A 20461-nucleotide genomic window follows, 5' to 3' on the forward strand; every position below is an offset into this window, starting at 1 on the left:
ATATTCCGTGATTTCTGTGTTTCAATGGCAAATTGTTTAGAGAAGTATTTATAATTCTTTGGAAAAAATCTGTGTTATCTGTGTACATCTGTGGCTAAAATTGTTTTTTATGTGAGTAAGGCTTTAAGATTCCCATATACACTGGAATGACGTGAAGCGGGATTTTGTCACGGAATCATGGATTGACACGGAAGCTGGTGTTTTATTTTCCGTGATTTCTGTGTTTCCGTGGCAATTGTTTAGAGAAGTATTTATAATCCTTTGGAAAAATCTGTGTTTATCTGTGCACATCTGTGGCTAAAACTTGACCAAATCTTTTTACCAAATACAAACTTTTGGCTTGATGAATAATTTAAAAATTCGACTTAAATTCGAAACATGAGCTACCAACCAACCTACAAAGCAGCAAACACAATTGCAGCTACAATTGAGCAACATTTTATAAGGCTGCATCAAAATGCAATTGCACAGGGCGAGGTAGATTTGGCAACTCAACCAGATAAATTTACAATTGAAGCTTTAATTGATGTAGCTTTTTGGAGTAGTTTAAGAAAGGAAGAAGGGCATTCGCCGAGAATTTCGATTGCTTTTTTACCACCAGACCAAACTTCAAAACCTTTATTGTTTGCTAAAAAGCTCCCCTTAAATGCAAATACGCTTACTAAAATTGCACCCGGCATAGAACGTTCTGGCATACATTTAGGCGTTTGGATGGAAGATGGTGAGCTTTATATTTGGGGTACAACGTTAAACATTCCTAATTTTTGCTTTGTTGTAGATGTTTCTGAACCGGGTTTAATCGTTATAAAACACCGTAGAATTTATGGTATAGGTAAGTTTACAAACGTAGCGGTTTTAAAGGGCGAACAAATAAGGATAGTTGATGATACAAGTTGCTCAAATTCTAATAAAGATTGTCCGCCGATTTTAAAAGCACTGCTTGATTTAACTGTTTTAGCAAGCTGGAACGACCCGATAAATATTCTAATTCAGTTTGCGGTTTCAATGCGTGCTCATGGTCGCGGAGGTGCATTGTTAATTGTGCCGAAAGATGATGCGAAATGGGAAGAATCTATTATTCATCCAATACAATATTTAATTGAACCGCCATTTTCTGGTTTATCAAATCTTGCAAAGCAAAGCGGAAATCAAACTGAAATATTCTCTCAAGGCGCATTAAGACGAGAAGTTGAACATTTAGCCGGTTTAACAGCAGTTGATGGAGCTACGATTATAAATGAAGAATTTGATTTAATTGCTTTCGGTGCGAAAATAGGTAGAGCGAAAGGTAAACCAACGGTTGAGCAAATTGCTTTCTCTGAACCGATTATCGGTGGTGAAGATAAAATACTTTTTCCTGGTCAGTTAGGTGGGACAAGGCATTTTTCTGTTGCACAGTTTGTAAACGATCAGCCACAATCTATTGGTTTAGTTGCTTCTCAGGATGGTCATTTTACTATTTTTAGCTGGAGTAAAAAGCAAAATGTTGTAATGGCGCATCGTATTGAGACGTTGTTGTTATAAGGTGAATTGTTTAATTGCTTAATTGTTAAATTGAGTATTATGCCGTCATTTCATAATCTTTAGGCACTTTGCAGGAGCTAACATTAAAAACGGATTCTATCTTTGCAGCCTAAACCGTATTGCAGCGGCATCCCCCGATTTTACATCGGGGATACAGCGGAAAGACGGACTATCGGAACCGATTAGTACTGCAATTGCTTTTCAAAAAAAATATTTTCTGTGGACAATTACACAATTAGCCAGTTACAACAATTAAACAAAAAGAATGTACATCGATAAAAGTCAGTTAATTGCTCAAGCTTACGAACATGCACCAACAAAGGAACAGCTTCTCTTTTGCGAACGGATGTCGGTTTTTTTGCAAGATGATGATGAATATAAATGCTTTGTTTTAAAGGGTTACGCTGGTACGGGTAAAACTACGTCGGTTGCAGCTTTGGTTAAGGTTTTGGCAAAGTTTAATTTGCGTAGCGAACTTTTAGCTCCAACGGGTAGGGCAGCAAAAGTGATGAGTCAGTATTCTTATCGAAAGGCTTTAACGATTCATAAAAGAATTTACAGGAAACGTTCTGCTGCATCGCCAGAAATGCAATTTCAGCTTGCGCCAAATTTATCAGAAAATACGCTTTTTATTATTGATGAAGCATCGATGATTGCGGATGAGTTTAATGAAACAGGTTCTTCAATTTTAAGGGATTTGCTCGAATTTGTGTATAATACTAAAAATTGTTTCCTGCTTTTTGTTGGTGATACGGCTCAATTACCGCCGGTTGGCAGTTTGGATAGTCCGGCATTGAACGAACAATATTTGAAAGATAAATTTGCTTTAACTATTTCTTCGGTGGAGTTAAAAGAAGTTGTTAGGCAGGAAAAAAAATCTGGTATTTTGGCTAATGCAACCATGCTTAGAAACCAGATTTCGAAAAATCCTGATAACCCTTTGCCAAAATTTCTGACTAAAAACTATAAAGATATCTTCAATATGGCAGGCGCCAGATTAGTTGAGGGGCTGGAATATGCCTATCGCAAATTTGGTATGGAAAATACGCTTGTTGTTTGTAGGTCGAATAAATCTGCAAATATTTATAATCAGCAAATAAGGGCGAGATTGCTTTACAGGGAAGAGGAACTTACCGGTGGCGACCAAATTATGGTGGTTCGGAATAATTATTTTTGGTTGCCAGATAATGATGAAACTGCATTTATTGCGAATGGCGATATGGCAAAAGTAATTAGAGTTAGGGGCGAAGAGGAGCGATATGGTTTTCGTTTTGCTGATGCTACGCTTGAATTTATGGATTTTCCGGCTGCGGGACAGGTGAGTTGTAAGGTGATGCTTGATACCTTGAATCTGGAAACTGCAAATTTGCCTTACGAGCAAAATAAAAAGTTATTTGATGGTTTAAATGAGGATTACGGATATATTGCAAACAAAAGGCAAAGGATGCTTGCAATAAAACAAGACCCATTTTACAATGCATTACAAATTAAATTTGCATATGCGGTAACTTGCCATAAAGCGCAAGGCGGACAATGGGAAGCTGTCTTCGCCGACCAAGGCTATTTAACGGAAGAAATGATTGATTTAGATTTTCTTCGCTGGCTTTACACGGCCGTTACCAGAGCAAAAAAGGAATTGTATTTGGTTAATTTTGCGCCACAGCTTTTCGCTAAGACTGCACAGGAGGATTATTTTTAAAAGGACTTCACCATCTAAGACACCTAAGTTCATCTTAGGTTATATTACTTAAATTGTGAGATAGATTATTTAGTCACAGATTAACAGATTTTTGGGTTGTATTTTAAAACTTTTAGCTTAGGTTATTTAGGTGGTGAAAAAATAGCCAACTTTAATCTGTGGCTAACTGTAAAAAACATTCCACAATCAGCAGCTAAAACAGCTTAAATTCTTACCTTGATATTTTAACCAAATGATGTTATGAAATTTGCTTTTTCGCTTAAGAACAAGATAAAAATAGCTTTTTTATTATTCTGCATTATGTGCTGCACTTTACTTATCCGTTTTCTGGAAGATAAAAGTGTGAAAAAAATAAACGATTCTTTTATTTCAATGTATAAAGACCGTTTGGTTCCGGCTACAGATTTATATTTTATTGCCGAAAATTTATACCATAAAAATTCGGTTATCCAGAATGTGCTTAACAAAGATATTTCATCAAATTCGGGTTTATCTTTGGTTAAAATGCATAATTCTAAAATCGATTCGGTAATAAATAAATATGAATTAACTGTGTTGGTTAAGCAAGAGAAAAGCTTTTTATCAGAGTTGAAAAAAGCTTTATCGCATCAAAACAATATTGAAAATAAAATATTAATTGCTGCTGAAACAGAAAGTTTGAAGATTTACGATTCCATCGGCAGGGTTGCAGCTAACCAAACTTTAAATAAGCTATCTTCTTTGATTAAAATTCAATCGGCCGTTGGCGATGAATTGATTAACGATTCAAAAATATTTGTATCGGGCACCAAAGTTTACTCTACATTTCAAATTATCCTAGCTATTGCAATAGGTGCGCTAATTGTCGGCATAGTTTCAGCCTCAAATGCAGTTAAGGTTCAGCAAGATAAATTTAACTTGAATTAACTCCGATTTATCGATAGAAGCAAACCTTATATCGATACACTGAAAGGCTTGTAGCACTTTGTGAATAAGTTTGAAATCAAATCAGATATTCTTAAACTTATGAAAACATACACAAGTAATTCTAATAAAAAGTGGTTTGGTATTTTTTGTTTTTTTATTGTTTTAGTTTTTTCAGCTTGTAAAAAAACAGATTCTACAGCAACCTCAACAAGTACAACAACAAATACTGGCACAACTTCTACTACTGGAGGTACATCGACAATTTTAAATACCGGAATAATTTCAGGAACTGCAGAAGGGTCGACTGAAATTGGAGCCAATGCAGATGATTTACTCGCAAACTCTACTTTTTCAAGCATTGTGTCCATCAATTTTGGCTCAACAATTACCATAACAAATCCACTTTCTGCCGCTGGAGTTACCATAACTCAAAATAACGGAGATGTAACCATAACCGCCACTGCAACTGGTGTAGAGTATCAATTATCAGGTACAACTACAAATGGTTCGGTTAAGGTTTACAGCGATAAGAAATTTAAAATGACATTAAATGGTGTATCCATTACTAATAACGATGGACCTGCAATTAACATACAATCGAGTAAAAGAGCATTTATTGTAGTGGCAGATAACACAACTAATAATTTAACCGATGCTGCAAGTTATGCCACTTCTACTGAAGATATGAAAGGTACATTTTTTAGTGAAGGTCAGCTTATTTTTAGCGGTACAGGAGCTTTAAACCTTAAAGCAAATTACAAACATGCAATTGTTAGCGATGATTATGTTCGTGTAATTTCAGGCAACATCACGGTAGCAAGTGCAGTTTCTGATGGAATTCATACTAACGATGCGATAATTATTGATGGCGGTACGCTTAAAATTACTGCGGCTGGAGACGGAATTCAAGCAGATGAAGGTTATGTAATTGTAAATGATGGAACGTTAACCCTAAACACTGTTGATAAAGGAATTTCTGCATCTTATGAAGGTACAGATACTACAATTATTCCATATTTAAATATTAACGGAGGAACAATAACAGTGATTTCATCAAAAGGAGAGGGTATAGAAAGTAAGGGTGTTTTAACTATCAATAAAGGAACAATATCGCTTAATACATACGATGATGCCATTAATGCAAAAACAGCTATTTATATTAACGGCGGCTCTGTTTACGCTTACGCTACAAATAACGATGCAATAGATTCTAACGGAACTTTAACCATAACCGGGGGTACAACCGTTGCAATTGGTGCAAATGCGCCAGAGGCAAGTATTGATTGCGATGCCAGAACCTTAAAAATAACCGGTGGTTTAGTTATCGGTATTGCTGGCGCAACTAGCGGACCAACTGCTAGTGTCTCTACAATCCGCTCTGTAGTTATGGGTAGCGGTGCTGCGAATACAATAGTTCATATTGAGGCAGCTGATGGAACTGAGGCACTTACTTTTCTTGCCCCAAAAGCATACAGTACACTAATTTACGCAAGCTCGAAATTAAAAGCTACAACAGCATATACTGTTTATACAGGTGGAAGCGTTACCGATGGCACAACCTTTAATGGTTTGTATTTAACCGGAACTTACAACAGAGGTACAAAAGGTACAACCTTTACCACCACAAATATATTAACACAAATTGGTGGAAGCATTAGCAGGAATTAATTAAGAAAAAGGCTCAGATTTTTTAAAGTCTGAGCCTTTTTTTATTCTGCTTCCTCGTCGGTTATTAACCTAATAGAATCATCAGAAAGTACAATTAAACGTTCTTTATAAAGCGAACCAATGGTTTTTTTAAAGGCACTTTTGCTAATCTGAAAACGATGATAAATTTCTTCTGGTGTACTTTTATCGCCCAGTTCAATAACACCGTCGCTTTTTTTCAGTTCGCTCAGAATCATTTCTTTCGAATCTAAAATATGGCCGTAACCGCTAGGTTGCAAGGTTAAATCAATTTTACCTTCAACACGTATCTTTTTAATCCAGCCTTTACGTTGCTCGCCAATTTGAATATTATCAAAAACTTCGTTGTGGTACAATAAACCAATATTTGTATTATTTATAATTGCATTGAAACCTAAATCTGTTTCTTCAGTAATTAATAAACTTACTTCATCTCCCTCTTCAAAATCAAAATCCTCTTCCTCAACAAAATCATACAATTTAGATGAAGCCAGTAAACGGTCGTTGTTTTCATCTAAATAAATATAAACTACATATTTATATCCTTTTTGCATGGGTCTTTTTTGCTCTCGCTGTGGTACGTAAACATCTTTATCAATGCCTAAATCCATAAAAACACCATCATCACCATCCGAAACTACTTTTAAGAAAGCAAAATCTCCAACTTCAGCATAAGCTTTTTGAGTTGTTCCGGTTAAGCGGCCATCTTTCTGTATAAAAACAAAAACATTTAAATTTTCGCCAATTTCGGCGTTGCTTGGAACATATTGGTATGGAAGTAAAACTAATTTATCGCCATCCGTTAAATTTAATCCGGCTTCCGTTTTACTTAAAATTCTTAATTCGTTGTATTTACCTATTTCAATCATTCTTTTTTGGGTTACACCATTTTCTCCAATGGTTTTATGCAAAGGTAACAATGTTTTGCTTGCAAATAGTTTTAATGATTTAGAAAAGGTGCTGTAGTGTTTAATCGGTTACGGCAGTCGGGCTGTTCGCTAAATCTTTTTGCTTTTGGTTCTGATAAACTTACGAAGTCCAATGCCTTTTGTTAATTAGGCTTCGTAAGTTCTGCCCGAAATCCAAAAAGTATACCGCTTCCATCCCGTTTAAAAACAAAGGTAGTCGCAAATAATCCAATGCATTAAGTTAAATGCGCTTAAAGAAATCGTTTATTAAAAAACAATTAGAGAATTGACTTAAACATACAATCATTTCCAATAAATGGCTTAAATTTGGGGCTATATTCAAATGTATGAACAACCCCAAAAAAGCTAAAAAACCGAGTGTTTTTAGTCTTCTGGCTGATTATAAAGGACTGATTTTTTTATTGATTTTATTTGCACTATTAAGTAATGGTATTAACCTTTTAATACCTAAAATTATTGCAAATGGAATCGATTCTTATTCAAATAAAAGCTTTAAGGTAGAAACCATATTAACCCAATTTGCATTGGCAATTATATTGGTTTTCATCTTCACTTATTTGCAAAGTATTGTACAAACTTATGCTTCAGAGCGAGTAGCAAGAGATTTAAGAACTAAACTCTCAGACCAAATTTCGAGGCAAAACCATGCTTACGTGTTGCAGGCAAGCCCGGCAAGGTTATTAACCAACCTTACTGCAGATGCAGATTCTATTAAGATGTTTGTGTCACAAGCAATTGTTTCCATTGCTTCATCGTTATTTCTTATAGTTGGCGCCAGTATTTTGCTTTTAATCATAAACTGGAAACTTGCATTATGCGTAATCGTTATTGTACCAATAATTGGTGGCGCTTTCTTTTTCGTTTTAAGTAAGGTTAAAGTTTTATTTATAAAAAGTCGCGAGGTAATCGACTGGCTAAATAAAGTAATAAGCGAAAGTATTTTAGGTTCAGCACTTATTCGGGTAATTAATTCGCAGCAACTCGAGTACAATAAATTTTTAGATGCAAACGCAAAAGCCCGTGATTTGGGTCTGTCAATTTTACGCCTGTTTGCCGGTTTAATTCCTATTATCGTATTTACAGCTAACTTATCTGGTTTAAGTATTTTGGTGCTTGGAGGTCATTTTGTAATCACCGATTCTATGACTCTAGGAGAATTTGCAGCTTTTAGTAGCTACTTAACCATGATAATCTTCCCGATTCTAGTAATTGGATTTATGAGTAATGTAATTGCACAAGCAACAGCATCTTACCAAAGGATAGAAAGCGTTCTAAACGCCCCAGAGGTTGAACATTTAGGCACAATAACTCAAAAATTACATGGCGAGGTTGAAGCTAAGGATATCTCATTAACCATAGGGCAAAAACCAATCTTAAAGAACATATCTTTTAAAGTAGAGCCAGGTTCAAAAGTTGCCATCATCGGACCAACTGCAGCAGGTAAATCTCAGTTACTACATATTTTAACCGGATTAATTGCACCAACCAGTGGCGATGCTTTTTATGATAACGAAACCATCAACAGCTATAATCAGGAATATTTTTACAAGCAAGTAGGTTTTGTTTTTCAAGATAGCATCATTTTTAACATGAGCATTCGAGAAAATATTGCCTTTAGTGATACCGTAACCGATGAATCTTTAACCAAAGCGATTGAAACAGCCGAACTAAAAGATTTCGTTAATGCTTTGCCGGAAAAACTTAATACAATTGTTTCTGAACGTGGCAGCAGCTTATCTGGCGGACAAAAACAACGAATAATGCTTGCAAGAGCATTAGCAATTAACCCACAAATTTTGTTGCTCGATGATTTTACTGCCAGAGTTGATACCAATACTGAGGCTCGTATTTTAGAGAAAATCCAGAAAAATTATCCGGGGCTTACTTTAATTTCTGTAACGCAGAAAATTGCCTCCGTAACCCATTACGATAAAGTAATCTTATTAATGCAAGGCGAAATTATCGCCGAAGGAAAACATCAGGATTTGCTGAAAACAAGTCCGGAATACGTACAAATTTTCAATTCACAACAGAGTACCAGCAATTATGAAATACAATCTTAACCAGCTTAGTCAGCAGCAAGAAAAGCAATCGACTTACAAAGCTTTAAAAAGGTTGCTAAATTTAATATCTGCTGAATGGAAAAACCTTTGGTTGGCTTTAATTGCAATTTTAATTAACTCCGGCTTGCTATTGCTTGGTCCGTTATTAATTGGTCATACCATTGATACTTACATCCGCACGAAACAATTTCACGGTGTTTTAATATTTGGTGCAATACTTTTGGGGATATACTTGGTTGCGATGGTAACAGGTTATCTACAAACAAAATTAATGGGTAGCGTGGCGCAAAGAATGCTCTACACTTTGCGAAATGCCATTTTTAACAAATTGCAAGAGTTACCGGTTTCTTTTTTCAATCAAAATAAAGCAGGCGATTTAATCTCAAGAGTAAATAACGATACCGATAAAATCAATCAGTTTTTTTCTCAATCGTTGGTGCAGTTTATCGGGAGTATTGTAACTATGCTTGGTGCAGGTGTTTTTTTACTTTCCATTCATTTAGAACTGGGTGCAGCAGCATTGTTACCCGCAGTTTTAATTGTAGCGTTTACCATAATTTTTTCTCCCTGGGTAAAAAGAAGAAATGCAACCAACCTTAAAAGCGTTGGTGCTTTGAGTGCCGAAATACAGGAAAGCCTAAACAATTTTAAAGTCATCATCGCCTTTAACCGCAGAGATTATTTCAGGAAAAAATTTGACGATGCAAATAAACAAAACTATAAAACTGCAATCGGAGCAGGCTTGGCAAATAATATTTTCGTCCCGGTTTACGGGCTTTTCTCCAGCGCAGCGCAACTTATCGTTTTACTTTTCGGAATTTATCTAATCTCAAAAGGCAGTTTTACACTGGGTTTGCTTGTAAGTTACATCGCTTACACCACAAGTTTTTACAATCCGCTTCGCCAATTAGCAGCACTTTGGACAAGTTTTCAGGTTGCGACGGCAAGTTGGGATAGAATTTCGCAGATTTTGTTAATGGAAAGCGATTTGAAACAGATTGAAGTTTCGGATGGCATAAAATCTGATGCACTGCTTGAATTTAAAAATGTTCACTTTTCTTACGATGAAGGCAAGGAAATTCTTCATAATATTAACTTACGTTTTGAGAAAGGCAAAACTTACGCTTTAATTGGTCCAACAGGTGGTGGAAAAACTACAACAGCATCCTTAATCGCTCGTTTATACGATGCTACAAAAGGAACTGTTTTGCTTAATGGAAAAGATATCAGAACGTTTTCTCCTGAAGAACGTACAAAAAAGATAGGTTTTATCCTTCAGGAGCCGTTTTTATTTAGCGGAACAGTAAAGGAAAATATTCTTTACGGAAATGATAAGCTTAAAAATTTAAGTGATACTGAACTTGAACAAATTATAAAAGATGCCAGTTTAAATGAGATTTTAGCAGTTTTTGATGAAGGTTTAAACACAATTATAACATCAGCATCTGATGGCATTAGTTTAGGTCAAAAACAGTTAATTGCTTTTATGAGAGCTGTATTACGCAACCCTGAAATACTAATTCTGGATGAAGCTACAGCCAACATCGATACCATAACTGAACAGCTTTTAGGTAATATTCTGAACAAATTATCGAAGGAAACCACGCTTGTTATTATTGCACATCGACTAAATACGATTGAAAATGCAGATGAAATCTATTTTGTTAATGAAGGTGAAGTGCAAAAAGCGGGAACTTTAACTGATGCTTTAGATATGCTTTTGAACGGTAAAAGAACAAGTTAAAAGCCCCTCTCAACAATTTTACTTGCAATCCAAAAGATTAATCTACACCTTGCCTAACCAAATATTATCCCCATGAAAAAGTATCTTTTGCTTTCTTTTGTAGCATGCTTTTATGCAATTTCATCTTTCGCACAATCGAACAATCAAATTTTTGTTCAGGATAGTTTAAAGCTTATTTCATCGCAATTTGAATTTACTGAAGGTGCTTCTGTTGATAAGGAAGGAAATATTGTTTTTACCGACCAACCGAACGATAAAATATGGAAGTATGATGTTGAGGGAAAACTAAGTCTTTACATGGAAAAATCTGGTCGTGCAAACGGAACATATTTTGACCAGAATGGAAACCTGATTGTTTGTGCTGATGAGAATAACCAAATCTGGTCTATCGATAAAAACAAAAAAGTAAAAGTGCTTTTTAGTGATTTTGAAGGTAGAAAAGTTAACGGCCCAAATGATTTATGGATAGATGCAAAAGGCGGAATTTACTTTACAGATCCATACTATCAACGCAATTACTGGACAAGAAAAGCATCAGAAATAAACGGAGAAAGGATTTATTTTATACCGAAAGGAAGTAAAAAAGCAATTGTTGCTGCTGATGGTTTAGTGCGACCAAATGGTATTGTTGGAACGCCTGATGGAAAGTTCTTATACGTTGCTGATAGAGTAGCTGATGTTACTTACAAATACCAGATTAACAGCAATGGAACATTAAGCAATCGTGAATTAATACTAAAACAAGGTTCTGACGGGATGACTTTAGATAGTGATGGAAATATTTATATAACCGGAAAAGGTGTAGATATTTACAAGCCTACCGGAGAAAAAATAGGGCATATAAACGTACCTGAAAATTGGTGTGGCAACATTTGTTTTGGTGGTAAGAACAGAAATATTTTATTTATAACAGCGTCAAAATCTCTTTATTCGATAGTAACAACTGCAATAGGAGTGGAGTAGTTAGTTAATTAATTGGAAGTTCTACAAAAAATGTAGTTCCAATTTCCGGAGTGCTTTCGAACCAAATTAATCCACCATGCGCTTCTATAATTTGTTTTGAAATTAATAATCCAATTCCGTAAGATTTTTCGCCATTCGTGCCCGTTCGTTTTACATCGGCACTCGGGTTAAATATTTTAGCTTTGATTTCATCGGGCATACCAATACCATGATCTTTAACTGATATTAATACTCTTTCAGCACTGCTTTTAATCCAAACCTTAATTTTTTCATTCGGCTTGCTAAATTTGATAGCGTTTGTAACTAAATTGCTAATAACTCTCCAAATTTTTTCGCGGTTTATATTAATAATAATCGGTCTGCTTTCTAGTTCAATAACTTGTTTTTTTTCTTCAGCTTTATATTTCAATTGGTTTATGCAATATTTTAGAAGTGTATCTAATTCAACAGGCTCTTTTGCTAAATGCTTATCCGCACTTTCTCTGTTTAACAATTCGTTTATAAATTTGAGAGAGTCAACGGCAGATAATTTAATTAAATCGAGCGAGTGCTTCTCGCTATGATTTAACAGAGAATCTTCTTCCATTAATCCAACTAAACTTACTATCGCACCAATCGGACTTCTTAAATCATGAGCTATAATTCTCATTATTTTTTTATTTTCTTCCTCACTTTGCTCTAATGCCATTAAAGCATCCTGTAAGTTTAGGTTTTGTTCCGTAACTTGTTTATTCAACTCAATTAAAGTACGATTATTTTTTTTCGAGTTTATCCAATTTTTCCATATTTGATATAGGATTAAAAATAACATGGACACGAAACCCAGGGAGATTAGAAGATATAAGGTTCTTAATTTATTCTCATTCTTTAATAAATTTAAATCATAGTCCTTTTGAAGGTTATATAGAGCCGTTGGGGCATCAATCTTCTTTAACTTTGTTTTACTGGCATAAAGCTTATCTCTTTTAGTTAAGTATTCTGGTAAAAGTTTATTTGCATCAGTATGTCGCCCAATTTGATGTAAATAATCGATTTGAAGCTTTTTATAATCAAGCTGAATTTCTGCATTTGAACCAGAATCAAGTGATTGATTCAAGAACTCAATGGTCTTTTTAGCCTGAGCATAATCTTGAACAGACAAATAAACTCTTGATAATTTTAGTGCTGCAGATTGTGCGTTACGTACGTCATAGTTTCGATTAAAGTCGATACTTTTATTGAAGAAAAAGGATGCTTGTTCATAATTATAGTTGAGCAAGTGAATATCGCCAATATACTGATAGATTACTCCCTTTGCTTCGTGAGAAAACTTTCTTCTCTCCGGAAAAGAGTTTTCATTTTTTTTCTATAAAATTTAAAGCTTCTTTAAAGCATAACATAGCACTATCTAACATATTTATTTGTAAATAGGCTGAGCCAGCATTGTTTAATGAACCGGGAATGTCTCCATATATTCTGTTATCAAGCGCACATTCAGAATTATCTTTATATACTCTCATATACAAGGATGCAGCTTGCCTATAATATCCCTGTATGTAATTTAATTTAGCAAAACGAGTATCAAATCTTGCATTTTCACATGAAATTCCCTCCTCACTAATCATTAGTTTACCTAGATGGTAATTTCTAAAACATTCGTCATATTTTTCAAGCACTAAAAAAAGTCTCCTTTATTGAAGAATGCTCTGCCCAAATCAGATTTGTATTTTTCTTCTTTTTCATTGTCTTTTATCAGATTTATTATACTATCTGAATAAATAAGTGACTTATTTAAATGCTTTGTAATAACAGTATCTCTTCCTGCCCAGAAATAGTACCTTTGCTTAAAATCATATATCCTTAACTTATCGTTAATACTTAGATTAGTGATTTTGTTTAATGATGAGTCTAAGAAATGAATTCCACGATCAAACTCTTTTTTTCAATAAGTTTTCTTGAAGATTCGATTATTTTACCTATTTGAAAGGTATGATCCGGGGTATTCTCAACGAATAAATTGCATGATGTAAGTATCATACAGATTACGAACAATAGCCATATGTTTTTCGATAGGTATACCATTTGTTACCGGGACTTAGTATAAATATAATTCTTAAAATCTGATTTAGCAATATGCATATTCCTATATAGAATAAAAAAAGCCATCTGAAATTTTAATTCAGATGGCTTGTAATCTTTTAAATCTCTAAAGTTTTTAACTGATTTTAGAAGTTTTAAATATCTTGATGCTGTTAACTAAATTGCCATATTTTTCGTTAAAATCCTTGATGTACGGCATTTCGTTATGAAGATCGAGTCCGGTTTGGTTAACCCAAATTTCGTTGAAGATAAAAGTTTCACTGTTTTCTGTAGATTGAAATAAATCATACTGTAAACAAGCTTCTTCTTTCTGAGAATGGATAACCATATCCTGCAAAACCGATTTCAAGGTTTCTGATACTCCGTTATTAGCATGTACTATGGCTGTTAAGTAAACTTTCATGTTCAATTTTATTATCTATAAATACTTTAACTAAATGTTTGTTGTAATTTTCTAAATCCTGTTGAATATATTCATTTTTCATTACATCATGAAAATGAATACTTTCCAAAGGTTTCATTCCGGTAAAGGCATTCATTCTATGGAAACCAAACATTACGCCTTCATCAACACTATGTTGATTGAAAAATTCTCCCGGCAAAGTAAAAGCTTCTTTTGGAGCATTCCACGAAGTAGTTAACATATAATGCTTTCCATGAAGTGTACCACCAGTTCCGTAATTAATAGCCGGGTTTGCAGATGTACGACCATCACTATTGTAAATCCCGGTTTTGTGTCCTTCAGTAAAAACGGTATCAATATATTCTTTAAAGCCGTGTGGTAACTGAAACCACCAAACCGGGGTGTGGTAAATTACAACATCGGCCCATTTATATTTCTCAACCTCTTCTTTTAAATTGTAAGGTTGATTTATATCTGTTGATTTAATTTGGAAATCAGGCTGATTTTCAAAAAATGATAATGTTGCTCCTAATAAAGATTTATTGAATTGACCACCAGAATGACCGAAAACTTGTCCTCCGTTTATTACAAATATATTTTTCATCTTTTTTATATTTTCTTTTGTTGTGACAAAATTACGGTGAGGTATTGTATTAATAAAATAATATAAATTATATATTTGTATCATAATTATGATAGAATTATGATAAATTTAGAATGGTTCAGAACATTTAAGGCGATTTATGAAACGGGTTCTTTAACCGCTGCTGCCGAAAATTTATTTATATCACAACCTGGAGTAAGCTTGCATTTGAGTTCGCTAGAGAGTTATGTTGGCTACAAACTTTTTGATAGAGCATCAAGAAAAATGGTATCTACAGAAAGAGGTAAAGTGATGTATAATTACGTTCAAGAGGCACTTTGCAAGTTAGAAGAAGCAGAAAAACATTTTCATAAATCAACGGAAAAAGATATACCAACTATAAGTATTGGAATGTGTTTCGAAACTTTTCAATTTACATTGGAGTCTTATTTGCCAAGTTTGCCCTTTAACGTTATTATCAAATTTGGAGATTATCCGCAAATGCTGGCCGATTTGGATAGTGGTATACTTGATTTAATTATTACGCCTCAAAAAGGAGATTACAAAAATCTACTATACAAACCTTTTTTTAAAGAGAAGCTTGTTGTAGTAGCCGGAACGGAAACAGATACGAGTGAGGTTGATGATTTATTTCAAAATAATAATCTTCCGGAGATACAAAACTGGCTAAAAAAGCAAATATGGTATGGCACAACAGGTGATATGGAGCATTTAAGGAGGTTCTGGCATGTTAATTTCGGTGCAAGACCAGATTTTAAACCAAATTATATTGTGCCTAATATATGCTCAATTTTACGTTGTTTAAGTGTTGGAAAAGGAGTTGCTGTAGTTCCTGATTTTCTTTCAAAGAACGAACTAGAATCTGGTCGGGTTAAAGTCCTTTGGGATGGTTATAACCAAATTGAAAATACATTATATTTTGGAACGCGGAAGAAATCGATTTACGAAGAACAGATAAAAATTGTGCAGGGAATATTTGAGAAGGAAATGGTATAATAAATATTCAGCCGCAGTTTTTCTGCGGCTGAATAATAGTTTTTTAACCCAATCTTCTGCCGGTATTAATTACGTTAACACCGTTAAAACGTGTAGTTGGACTGCCATGAGATACAGCGCTCGCTTGTCCGGGCTGACCTTTTCCATCTGAAAAAGTCCCACCTAAACGATAATCATTTTTATCGCAACGCTGAACGCATGAATTCCAAAATTCTTGTGTGTTTGCTTGATAGGCAGCATCTTTAAACATTCCAACGATTTTACCATCTTTAATTTCATAAGCTAATTGAGCACTGAACTGGAAATTGTAACGTTGCTGGTCGATAGAATACGAATTTCTACCAAACATATAAATGCCTTTTTCTACATTTTTAACCATATCTGCAGCACTTAACGGCGTATTACCTGGGGCCAGTGAAACATTTGGCATTCTTTGAAATTGAATGCTATCCCAACTATCTGCATAACAGCAACCTTGCGATTCCTTTAAACCCAGAATGTGCGCCTGATCGCGAATGGTTTGGTAGTTAACCAAAATTCCATCTTTAATGATATCCCAGTTACCACATTTAACGCCCTCATCATCATAGCCAACTGCACCTAAAGAACCTGTTTCTGTTTTATCAGCAAGAATATTAACTTCTTTACTGCCGAAATTGAATTTTTTAGATTCCCATTTATCAAGTGTTAAAAAGCTTGTACCTGCATAATTTGCCTCGTAACCTAAAACTCTGTCTAATTCAGTTGGGTGACCAACAGATTCGTGAATGGTTAAGAATAGGTGAGAAGGATCTAAAACTAAGTCATACTTTCCAGGTGGAATTGGCTTAGCTTTTAGTTTTTCATCAACATGAACGGCAGCTTCTCGAACATCTTCAAGAATATCATAACGTTTTTTATACATCGTTACCGGACCACCTTTTATCTTTTCTGAATCTTTTGGCTTTAGGTATTCAAAACCCATTCCCATTGGTGCGCTTAGTGCATTTCTGGTTTCGAATTTGCCGCTTGCTGCATCCGTTTTGGTTAATGTAAAAGTTGGCCAAATGCGGTGAATATCCTGGTCGATATAAGATCCATCTGTTGAAGCGAAATACTTTTGCTCATTTATCATGAACAGATTTGAGTTGATGTATTTAGCACCACCTTTCAATGCTTCGCTGTTTACATTTAAAAGTAAATCGACTTTGTCTTTGATTGGCACTTCAAAAGCATTAATTTCAATAGGAGTTTTCCAACTTACTTCCCCAAATCCTTTTTGGATAGCCAGTTGAACAGGTTCTTCCATCAATTTAGAATTCCCTTTAGCAATGGCAACTGCAGCTTCTGCCGCTTTTGCAATACTTGCATTATCGAGGTTGTTTGTTGCGGCAAAACCCCAACTTCCATTTGCAATAACACGAACACCTAAGCCGTAAGATTCTGAATTAGAGATGTTTTCTACTCTGGTTTCGCGTGTTGCAACTACCTGGTTTAAATATCTTCCAATACGAACATCAGCATAAGTTGCACCTTTGCTTTTGGCAGCATTTAATGCAACATCGGCCATTTTCTTTTTCAAGGCAACATCAACAGGTGTTAATGCTTCCTCTACAGAAATGATTTTGCCAAAGGCAGATAGGTTTGGAAGCATGGTTGTGCCAACGCCAACACCTGTCATGTATAAAAAATCTCTTCTTCTCAATTTTTAATGGTTGTTGTCATTTTGCTGCCTCTAAAATATTTTAGTGTTTCGAAAAGCTCAACATGACATCTTTAATAATTTTTTCCATGGTCTGTGTCCTCACCGACCATTACTAGTTAAACTTCGGTCTGTGAAGACACAGACCGAGACTAAGGTTGTTTTATTTGTAACCCGCAATGGCGAATTTAAAAATAAAATTAAATCGCATCTGATAAAGATGTGAAAGTAAAATCGCGAATTTTCATTGGTGGAATTAAACCACTTCCTGTTCTAACTGGTTTTCCTAAAGCCTCAACATTATTTAGCATAATTACCGGACTTTCATTAAACCTGAAGTTTTTAATCGGGAATTTTATTTCACCATTTTCGATATAGAAAGTACCATCACGTGTTAAGCCTGTAAGTAATAAGGTTTGAGGATCTACAGAACGGATATACCAAAATCTGGTTACTAAAATTCCTTTTTCGGTACTTTTAATTAAATCTTGCAGCGATTGTGTTCCACCTTCCATTACAATGCTACGGCTAAATGGTACAGGTTGTACATTTTTTTGAGCTGCCCAATATCTTGAATATGAAAGATTCTTAACTACACCTTTTTCTACCCATTGTGTTCTTTTTAATGGTAAACCATCGCCACTCCATGTAGAAGATGGAATTTCAGGATTTAACGGATCAGAGTAAATATTTACATTTTCTGAAAATAGTTGCTCGCCTAAACGTGTACCACCACCTTTTTTACTCATAAAGCTTCTGCCTTCATCAGCACTTCGGGCATCAAATCCTCTAAACATATTGCCAAGCATATCGCTTGCGGCAAGTGGTTCAAGAATTACAGTATATTTTCCTGGTTCTATTGCTTTTGCACCAGCAGAACCATTGGCTTTACTTGCAGCAATTTTACTTAAAGCAAGCGTATCCATTTTAGAAAGGTCATTAAAATCTTGCTCTACATAGCCAGAGCCAGTTCCTTGTTTATTTCTAACTGTAACCGAGAAAGAAACATTTGTACCTTTATTGTATGCAAATAAACCTTTAGAGTTCATTACAGCGTTAAAGCTTGTGGAGTTTTCTAAAAAACCTGCTGCATCTAAGCCAGCTGCTTTTGAAACACTTAAACTTTTACCGACCATTTCTGCTCTGGTATCAGGCGTCATTGCTGCGGTATTAGCATTGAAAGTTTTAGATTCTGCAAATGTTTGTGCGCCTAAAAGTGGCATAAACTCAGGGTTTTCTGGTGCAAGTGCTGCCAATTCTTCGGCTCTTCTTACTACTTTCTCTAATGATGCATCGTCAAATTCATTAATAGATGCCGAACCTGTTTTCTTTCCAAAAGTTGAGCTTACACCTAAACTCATTGTACTAATTTGTCCGGCGGTTGAAACTGCATTACGGGCATAACGAATGTTTCCACCATCAGAACCTCTTAAACTTACTTCGCAGAAATCGGCTTTCGAGAAAGCAACTACCTTTTTTAATATTGCCTGGGCTTCTTCTTTACTTAATATGGCCATAATTATATTTTTCTTGCTGTATTAATAACATTAACTCCGTTAAATCTTGTAGTCGAACTTCCGTGAGAAACTGCACTACTTTGGCTTGGTTGGCCTTTTCCATCATTAAATGAACCTCCTAAGCGATAATCGCTCTCATCACAAATTGCGTTACAAGAATTCCAAAACTCTTGTGTATTTGCCTGATAAGAAACATCGTTTAACATGCCAACAATTTTTCCATCCATAATTTCGTAGAAAATTTGTCCACCAAACTGGAAGTTATAACGTTGTTGGTCGATTGAGAAACTGCCATCACCAATAATGTAAATGCCTTTTTCAACATTTTTAATCATATCATCAACCGAAAGTTTTTCTTTACCAGGCTGAAGTGAAACGTTTGGCATACGCTGGAATTGAACATCATCCCAACCTTGAGAATAGCAGCAACCGTTAGATTCAGTTAAACCGATAATATGCGCCTGATCACGAATGGCTTGATAACTTACCAATGTACCATCCTTTATCAAATCCCATTTTTTGCATTTTACACCTTCATCATCATAACCAACTGCACCTAAAGAACCAACCTGAGTTTTATCGGCCACAATGTTTACTTTATCGCTTCCAAATTTGAATTTTTTCGATTCCCATTTATCTAGTGTTAAGAAACTTGTACCTGCATAATTTGCTTCGTAACCTAAAACTCTGTCCAATTCCGTCGGGTGACCAACAGATTCGTGAATGGTTAACCATAGGTGAGATGGATCTAATACTAAATCGTATTTTCCTGGTTCTACCGATTTTGCCTTGATTTTTTCGGAAGCAACACGAGCCGCTTCTTTAACATCTTCAAGCATGTCGTAACGCCCTTTGTATCGGGTTACAATACCGGCAACTTTATCTTCCGGACGGGCATGCATATATTCGTAACCTTTCCCCATTGGAGAACTTAAAGAATTACGGGTTTTAAATTGTCCTGATGCTCTATCAATTCTGGTTACGTTAAAATTCGGGTAAATTCTATGCACATCCTGGTCGATGTAAGAGCCATCAGTAGATGCGAAATATTTTTGCTCATTAACTGCGAAAATTACAGAATTTACAAAGTTTGCACCATTCTGCATCGCTACATCGTTAACGTTTAAAAGTAAATCTACTTTTTCTTTAACGGGTACTTCAAAGGCATTAATTTCGATTGGCGTTTTCCAACTTACTTCTCCGAAACCTTTCTGCGGAGCTAGTTGTACAGGTTCTCCTTGAATTTTCGAATTTGCTTTAGCTACTGCAACTGCTTGTTCTGCTGCTTTTGCGATTGCATCTTTGGTTACATTGTTTGTTGCGGCAAAACCCCAGCATCCGTTAGCGAGTACGCGAATACCAACTCCATAAGATTCAGTATTTGCAACGCCCTGAACACGTTTTTCGCGAGTAGCAACAAATTGGTTTAAATAACGCCCAATGCGGATATCAGCATAGGTTGCACCTTTTGATTTTGCAGCATTAAGTGCAATATCAGCCAGTTCTTTTTTAATCTTTACATCAACACCATCGAGTGCCTGTAATGGATCGATTGGTGTTCCAAATGCGGAAAGATTGGGTAGCAATAATGCGCCCATACCCATTCCGGATAAATAGAGGAAATCTTTTCTTTTCAATTGGTTCAGTTTAGGTGATTACGACTCCAA

General features: G+C 35.3%; 16 protein-coding genes. 8 read left to right on the forward strand and 8 right to left on the reverse strand.

The window, feature by feature from the left end; translation table 11 throughout:
- The first annotated feature begins 378 nt into the window (after window positions 1–378).
- The 4 genes from ACO05K_RS03045 to ACO05K_RS03060 all read left to right on the forward strand — a co-directional run bounded on the left by ACO05K_RS03045 (window position 379) and on the right by ACO05K_RS03060 (window position 5797).
- Window positions 379–1524, forward strand: a complete 1146-nt coding sequence (locus ACO05K_RS03045; RefSeq protein ID WP_421942993.1) for a putative sensor domain DACNV-containing protein — start codon at window positions 379–381, stop codon at window positions 1522–1524.
- Window positions 1525–1789: 265 nt separating this feature from the next.
- Complete coding sequence (locus ACO05K_RS03050) at window positions 1790–3223, forward strand: ATP-dependent DNA helicase (protein WP_421942994.1); 1434 nt, start codon at window positions 1790–1792, stop codon at window positions 3221–3223.
- Between the two features lie 240 nt (window positions 3224–3463).
- On the forward strand, window positions 3464–4129 hold the full coding sequence (locus ACO05K_RS03055; RefSeq protein WP_421942995.1) for an MCP four helix bundle domain-containing protein: 666 nt from the start codon (window positions 3464–3466) through the stop codon (window positions 4127–4129).
- A 99-nt stretch (window positions 4130–4228) separates the two neighbouring features.
- Window positions 4229–5797, forward strand: coding sequence for a carbohydrate-binding domain-containing protein (locus tag ACO05K_RS03060; protein ID WP_421942996.1), 1569 nt, complete (start codon window positions 4229–4231; stop codon window positions 5795–5797).
- 41 nt (window positions 5798–5838) lie between these two features.
- Here the strand turns inward: ACO05K_RS03060 and ACO05K_RS03065 are convergent, their stop codons facing one another.
- Window positions 5839–6726, reverse strand: coding sequence for a S1 RNA-binding domain-containing protein (locus ACO05K_RS03065; RefSeq protein WP_421942997.1), 888 nt, complete (start codon window positions 6724–6726; stop codon window positions 5839–5841).
- Window positions 6727–7070: 344 nt separating this feature from the next.
- On the opposite strand from ACO05K_RS03065, the gene ACO05K_RS03070 reads away from it, so the two are divergent.
- From ACO05K_RS03070 to ACO05K_RS03080, 3 genes are all read left to right on the forward strand, one after another.
- Complete coding sequence (locus ACO05K_RS03070; protein WP_421942998.1) at window positions 7071–8807, forward strand: ABC transporter ATP-binding protein; 1737 nt, start codon at window positions 7071–7073, stop codon at window positions 8805–8807.
- Window positions 8791–10551, forward strand: a complete 1761-nt coding sequence (locus ACO05K_RS03075; protein WP_421942999.1) for an ABC transporter ATP-binding protein — start codon at window positions 8791–8793, stop codon at window positions 10549–10551. Before ACO05K_RS03070 ends, ACO05K_RS03075 begins: the two co-directional genes overlap by 17 nt.
- Before the next feature lie 72 nt (window positions 10552–10623).
- Window positions 10624–11514, forward strand: a complete 891-nt coding sequence (locus tag ACO05K_RS03080; RefSeq protein WP_421943000.1) for an SMP-30/gluconolactonase/LRE family protein — start codon at window positions 10624–10626, stop codon at window positions 11512–11514.
- Between the two features lie 4 nt (window positions 11515–11518).
- On the opposite strand, the gene ACO05K_RS03085 is transcribed toward ACO05K_RS03080, so the two are convergent.
- The 4 genes from ACO05K_RS03085 to ACO05K_RS03100 form a co-directional block, all read right to left on the reverse strand.
- A complete protein-coding gene (locus ACO05K_RS03085; protein ID WP_421943001.1) occupies window positions 11519–12772 on the reverse strand; it encodes a sensor histidine kinase in 1254 nt (417 codons plus the stop codon).
- A 76-nt stretch (window positions 12773–12848) separates the two neighbouring features.
- Window positions 12849–13118 carry a hypothetical protein gene (locus tag ACO05K_RS03090; RefSeq protein ID WP_421943002.1) on the reverse strand — a complete coding sequence of 90 codons (270 nt, stop codon included), beginning with the start codon at window positions 13116–13118 and terminating at the stop codon, window positions 12849–12851.
- Between the two features lie 590 nt (window positions 13119–13708).
- A complete protein-coding gene (locus ACO05K_RS03095) occupies window positions 13709–13996 on the reverse strand; it encodes a putative quinol monooxygenase (RefSeq protein WP_421943003.1) in 288 nt (95 codons plus the stop codon).
- Window positions 13962–14600 (reverse strand): NAD(P)H-dependent oxidoreductase, encoded by a 639-nt coding sequence (locus ACO05K_RS03100; RefSeq protein ID WP_421943004.1) that lies wholly within the window; start codon window positions 14598–14600, stop codon window positions 13962–13964. The genes ACO05K_RS03095 and ACO05K_RS03100 overlap by 35 nt, the downstream gene beginning before the upstream one ends.
- Before the next feature lie 99 nt (window positions 14601–14699).
- On the opposite strand from ACO05K_RS03100, the gene ACO05K_RS03105 reads away from it, so the two are divergent.
- The gene (locus tag ACO05K_RS03105; RefSeq protein ID WP_421943005.1) at window positions 14700–15596 is read left to right on the forward strand and encodes a LysR family transcriptional regulator; all 897 of its coding nucleotides are present in this window, start codon (window positions 14700–14702) and stop codon (window positions 15594–15596) included.
- A 43-nt stretch (window positions 15597–15639) separates the two neighbouring features.
- On the opposite strand, the gene ACO05K_RS03110 is transcribed toward ACO05K_RS03105, so the two are convergent.
- From ACO05K_RS03110 to ACO05K_RS03120, 3 genes are all read right to left on the reverse strand, one after another.
- Entirely contained in the window at window positions 15640–17280 is a 1641-nt protein-coding gene (locus tag ACO05K_RS03110) for a TldD/PmbA family protein (RefSeq protein WP_421943006.1), read from the reverse strand.
- Between the two features lie 197 nt (window positions 17281–17477).
- The gene (locus tag ACO05K_RS03115) at window positions 17478–18794 is read right to left on the reverse strand and encodes a TldD/PmbA family protein (RefSeq protein ID WP_421943007.1); all 1317 of its coding nucleotides are present in this window, start codon (window positions 18792–18794) and stop codon (window positions 17478–17480) included.
- A 2-nt stretch (window positions 18795–18796) separates the two neighbouring features.
- Window positions 18797–20431 carry a TldD/PmbA family protein gene (locus tag ACO05K_RS03120; RefSeq protein WP_421943008.1) on the reverse strand — a complete coding sequence of 545 codons (1635 nt, stop codon included), beginning with the start codon at window positions 20429–20431 and terminating at the stop codon, window positions 18797–18799.
- Between the last annotated feature and the right edge of the window lie 30 nt (window positions 20432–20461).

The organism is Pedobacter sp., assembly GCF_965227205.1.
In the GTDB taxonomy this organism is placed as follows: domain Bacteria; phylum Bacteroidota; class Bacteroidia; order Sphingobacteriales; family Sphingobacteriaceae; genus Pedobacter.

What these genes read in the sequence shown, in the direction of transcription:
- ACO05K_RS03045 (WP_421942993.1), top strand. Translation starts at nt 379, where the DNA reads ATGAGCTACCAACCAACCTACAAAGCAGCAAACACAATTGCAGCTACA.
- ACO05K_RS03050 (WP_421942994.1), top strand. Translation starts at nt 1,790, where the DNA reads ATGTACATCGATAAAAGTCAGTTAATTGCTCAAGCTTACGAACATGCA.
- ACO05K_RS03055 (WP_421942995.1), top strand. Translation starts at nt 3,464, where the DNA reads ATGAAATTTGCTTTTTCGCTTAAGAACAAGATAAAAATAGCTTTTTTA.
- ACO05K_RS03060 (WP_421942996.1), top strand. Translation starts at nt 4,229, where the DNA reads ATGAAAACATACACAAGTAATTCTAATAAAAAGTGGTTTGGTATTTTT.
- ACO05K_RS03070 (WP_421942998.1), top strand. Translation starts at nt 7,071, where the DNA reads ATGAACAACCCCAAAAAAGCTAAAAAACCGAGTGTTTTTAGTCTTCTG.
- ACO05K_RS03075 (WP_421942999.1), top strand. Translation starts at nt 8,791, where the DNA reads ATGAAATACAATCTTAACCAGCTTAGTCAGCAGCAAGAAAAGCAATCG.
- ACO05K_RS03080 (WP_421943000.1), top strand. Translation starts at nt 10,624, where the DNA reads ATGAAAAAGTATCTTTTGCTTTCTTTTGTAGCATGCTTTTATGCAATT.
- ACO05K_RS03090 (WP_421943002.1), bottom strand. Translation starts at nt 13,118, where the DNA reads ATGATTAGTGAGGAGGGAATTTCATGTGAAAATGCAAGATTTGATACT.
- ACO05K_RS03095 (WP_421943003.1), bottom strand. Translation starts at nt 13,996, where the DNA reads ATGAAAGTTTACTTAACAGCCATAGTACATGCTAATAACGGAGTATCA.
- ACO05K_RS03100 (WP_421943004.1), bottom strand. Translation starts at nt 14,600, where the DNA reads ATGAAAAATATATTTGTAATAAACGGAGGACAAGTTTTCGGTCATTCT.
- ACO05K_RS03105 (WP_421943005.1), top strand. Translation starts at nt 14,700, where the DNA reads ATGATAAATTTAGAATGGTTCAGAACATTTAAGGCGATTTATGAAACG.
- ACO05K_RS03115 (WP_421943007.1), bottom strand. Translation starts at nt 18,794, where the DNA reads ATGGCCATATTAAGTAAAGAAGAAGCCCAGGCAATATTAAAAAAGGTA.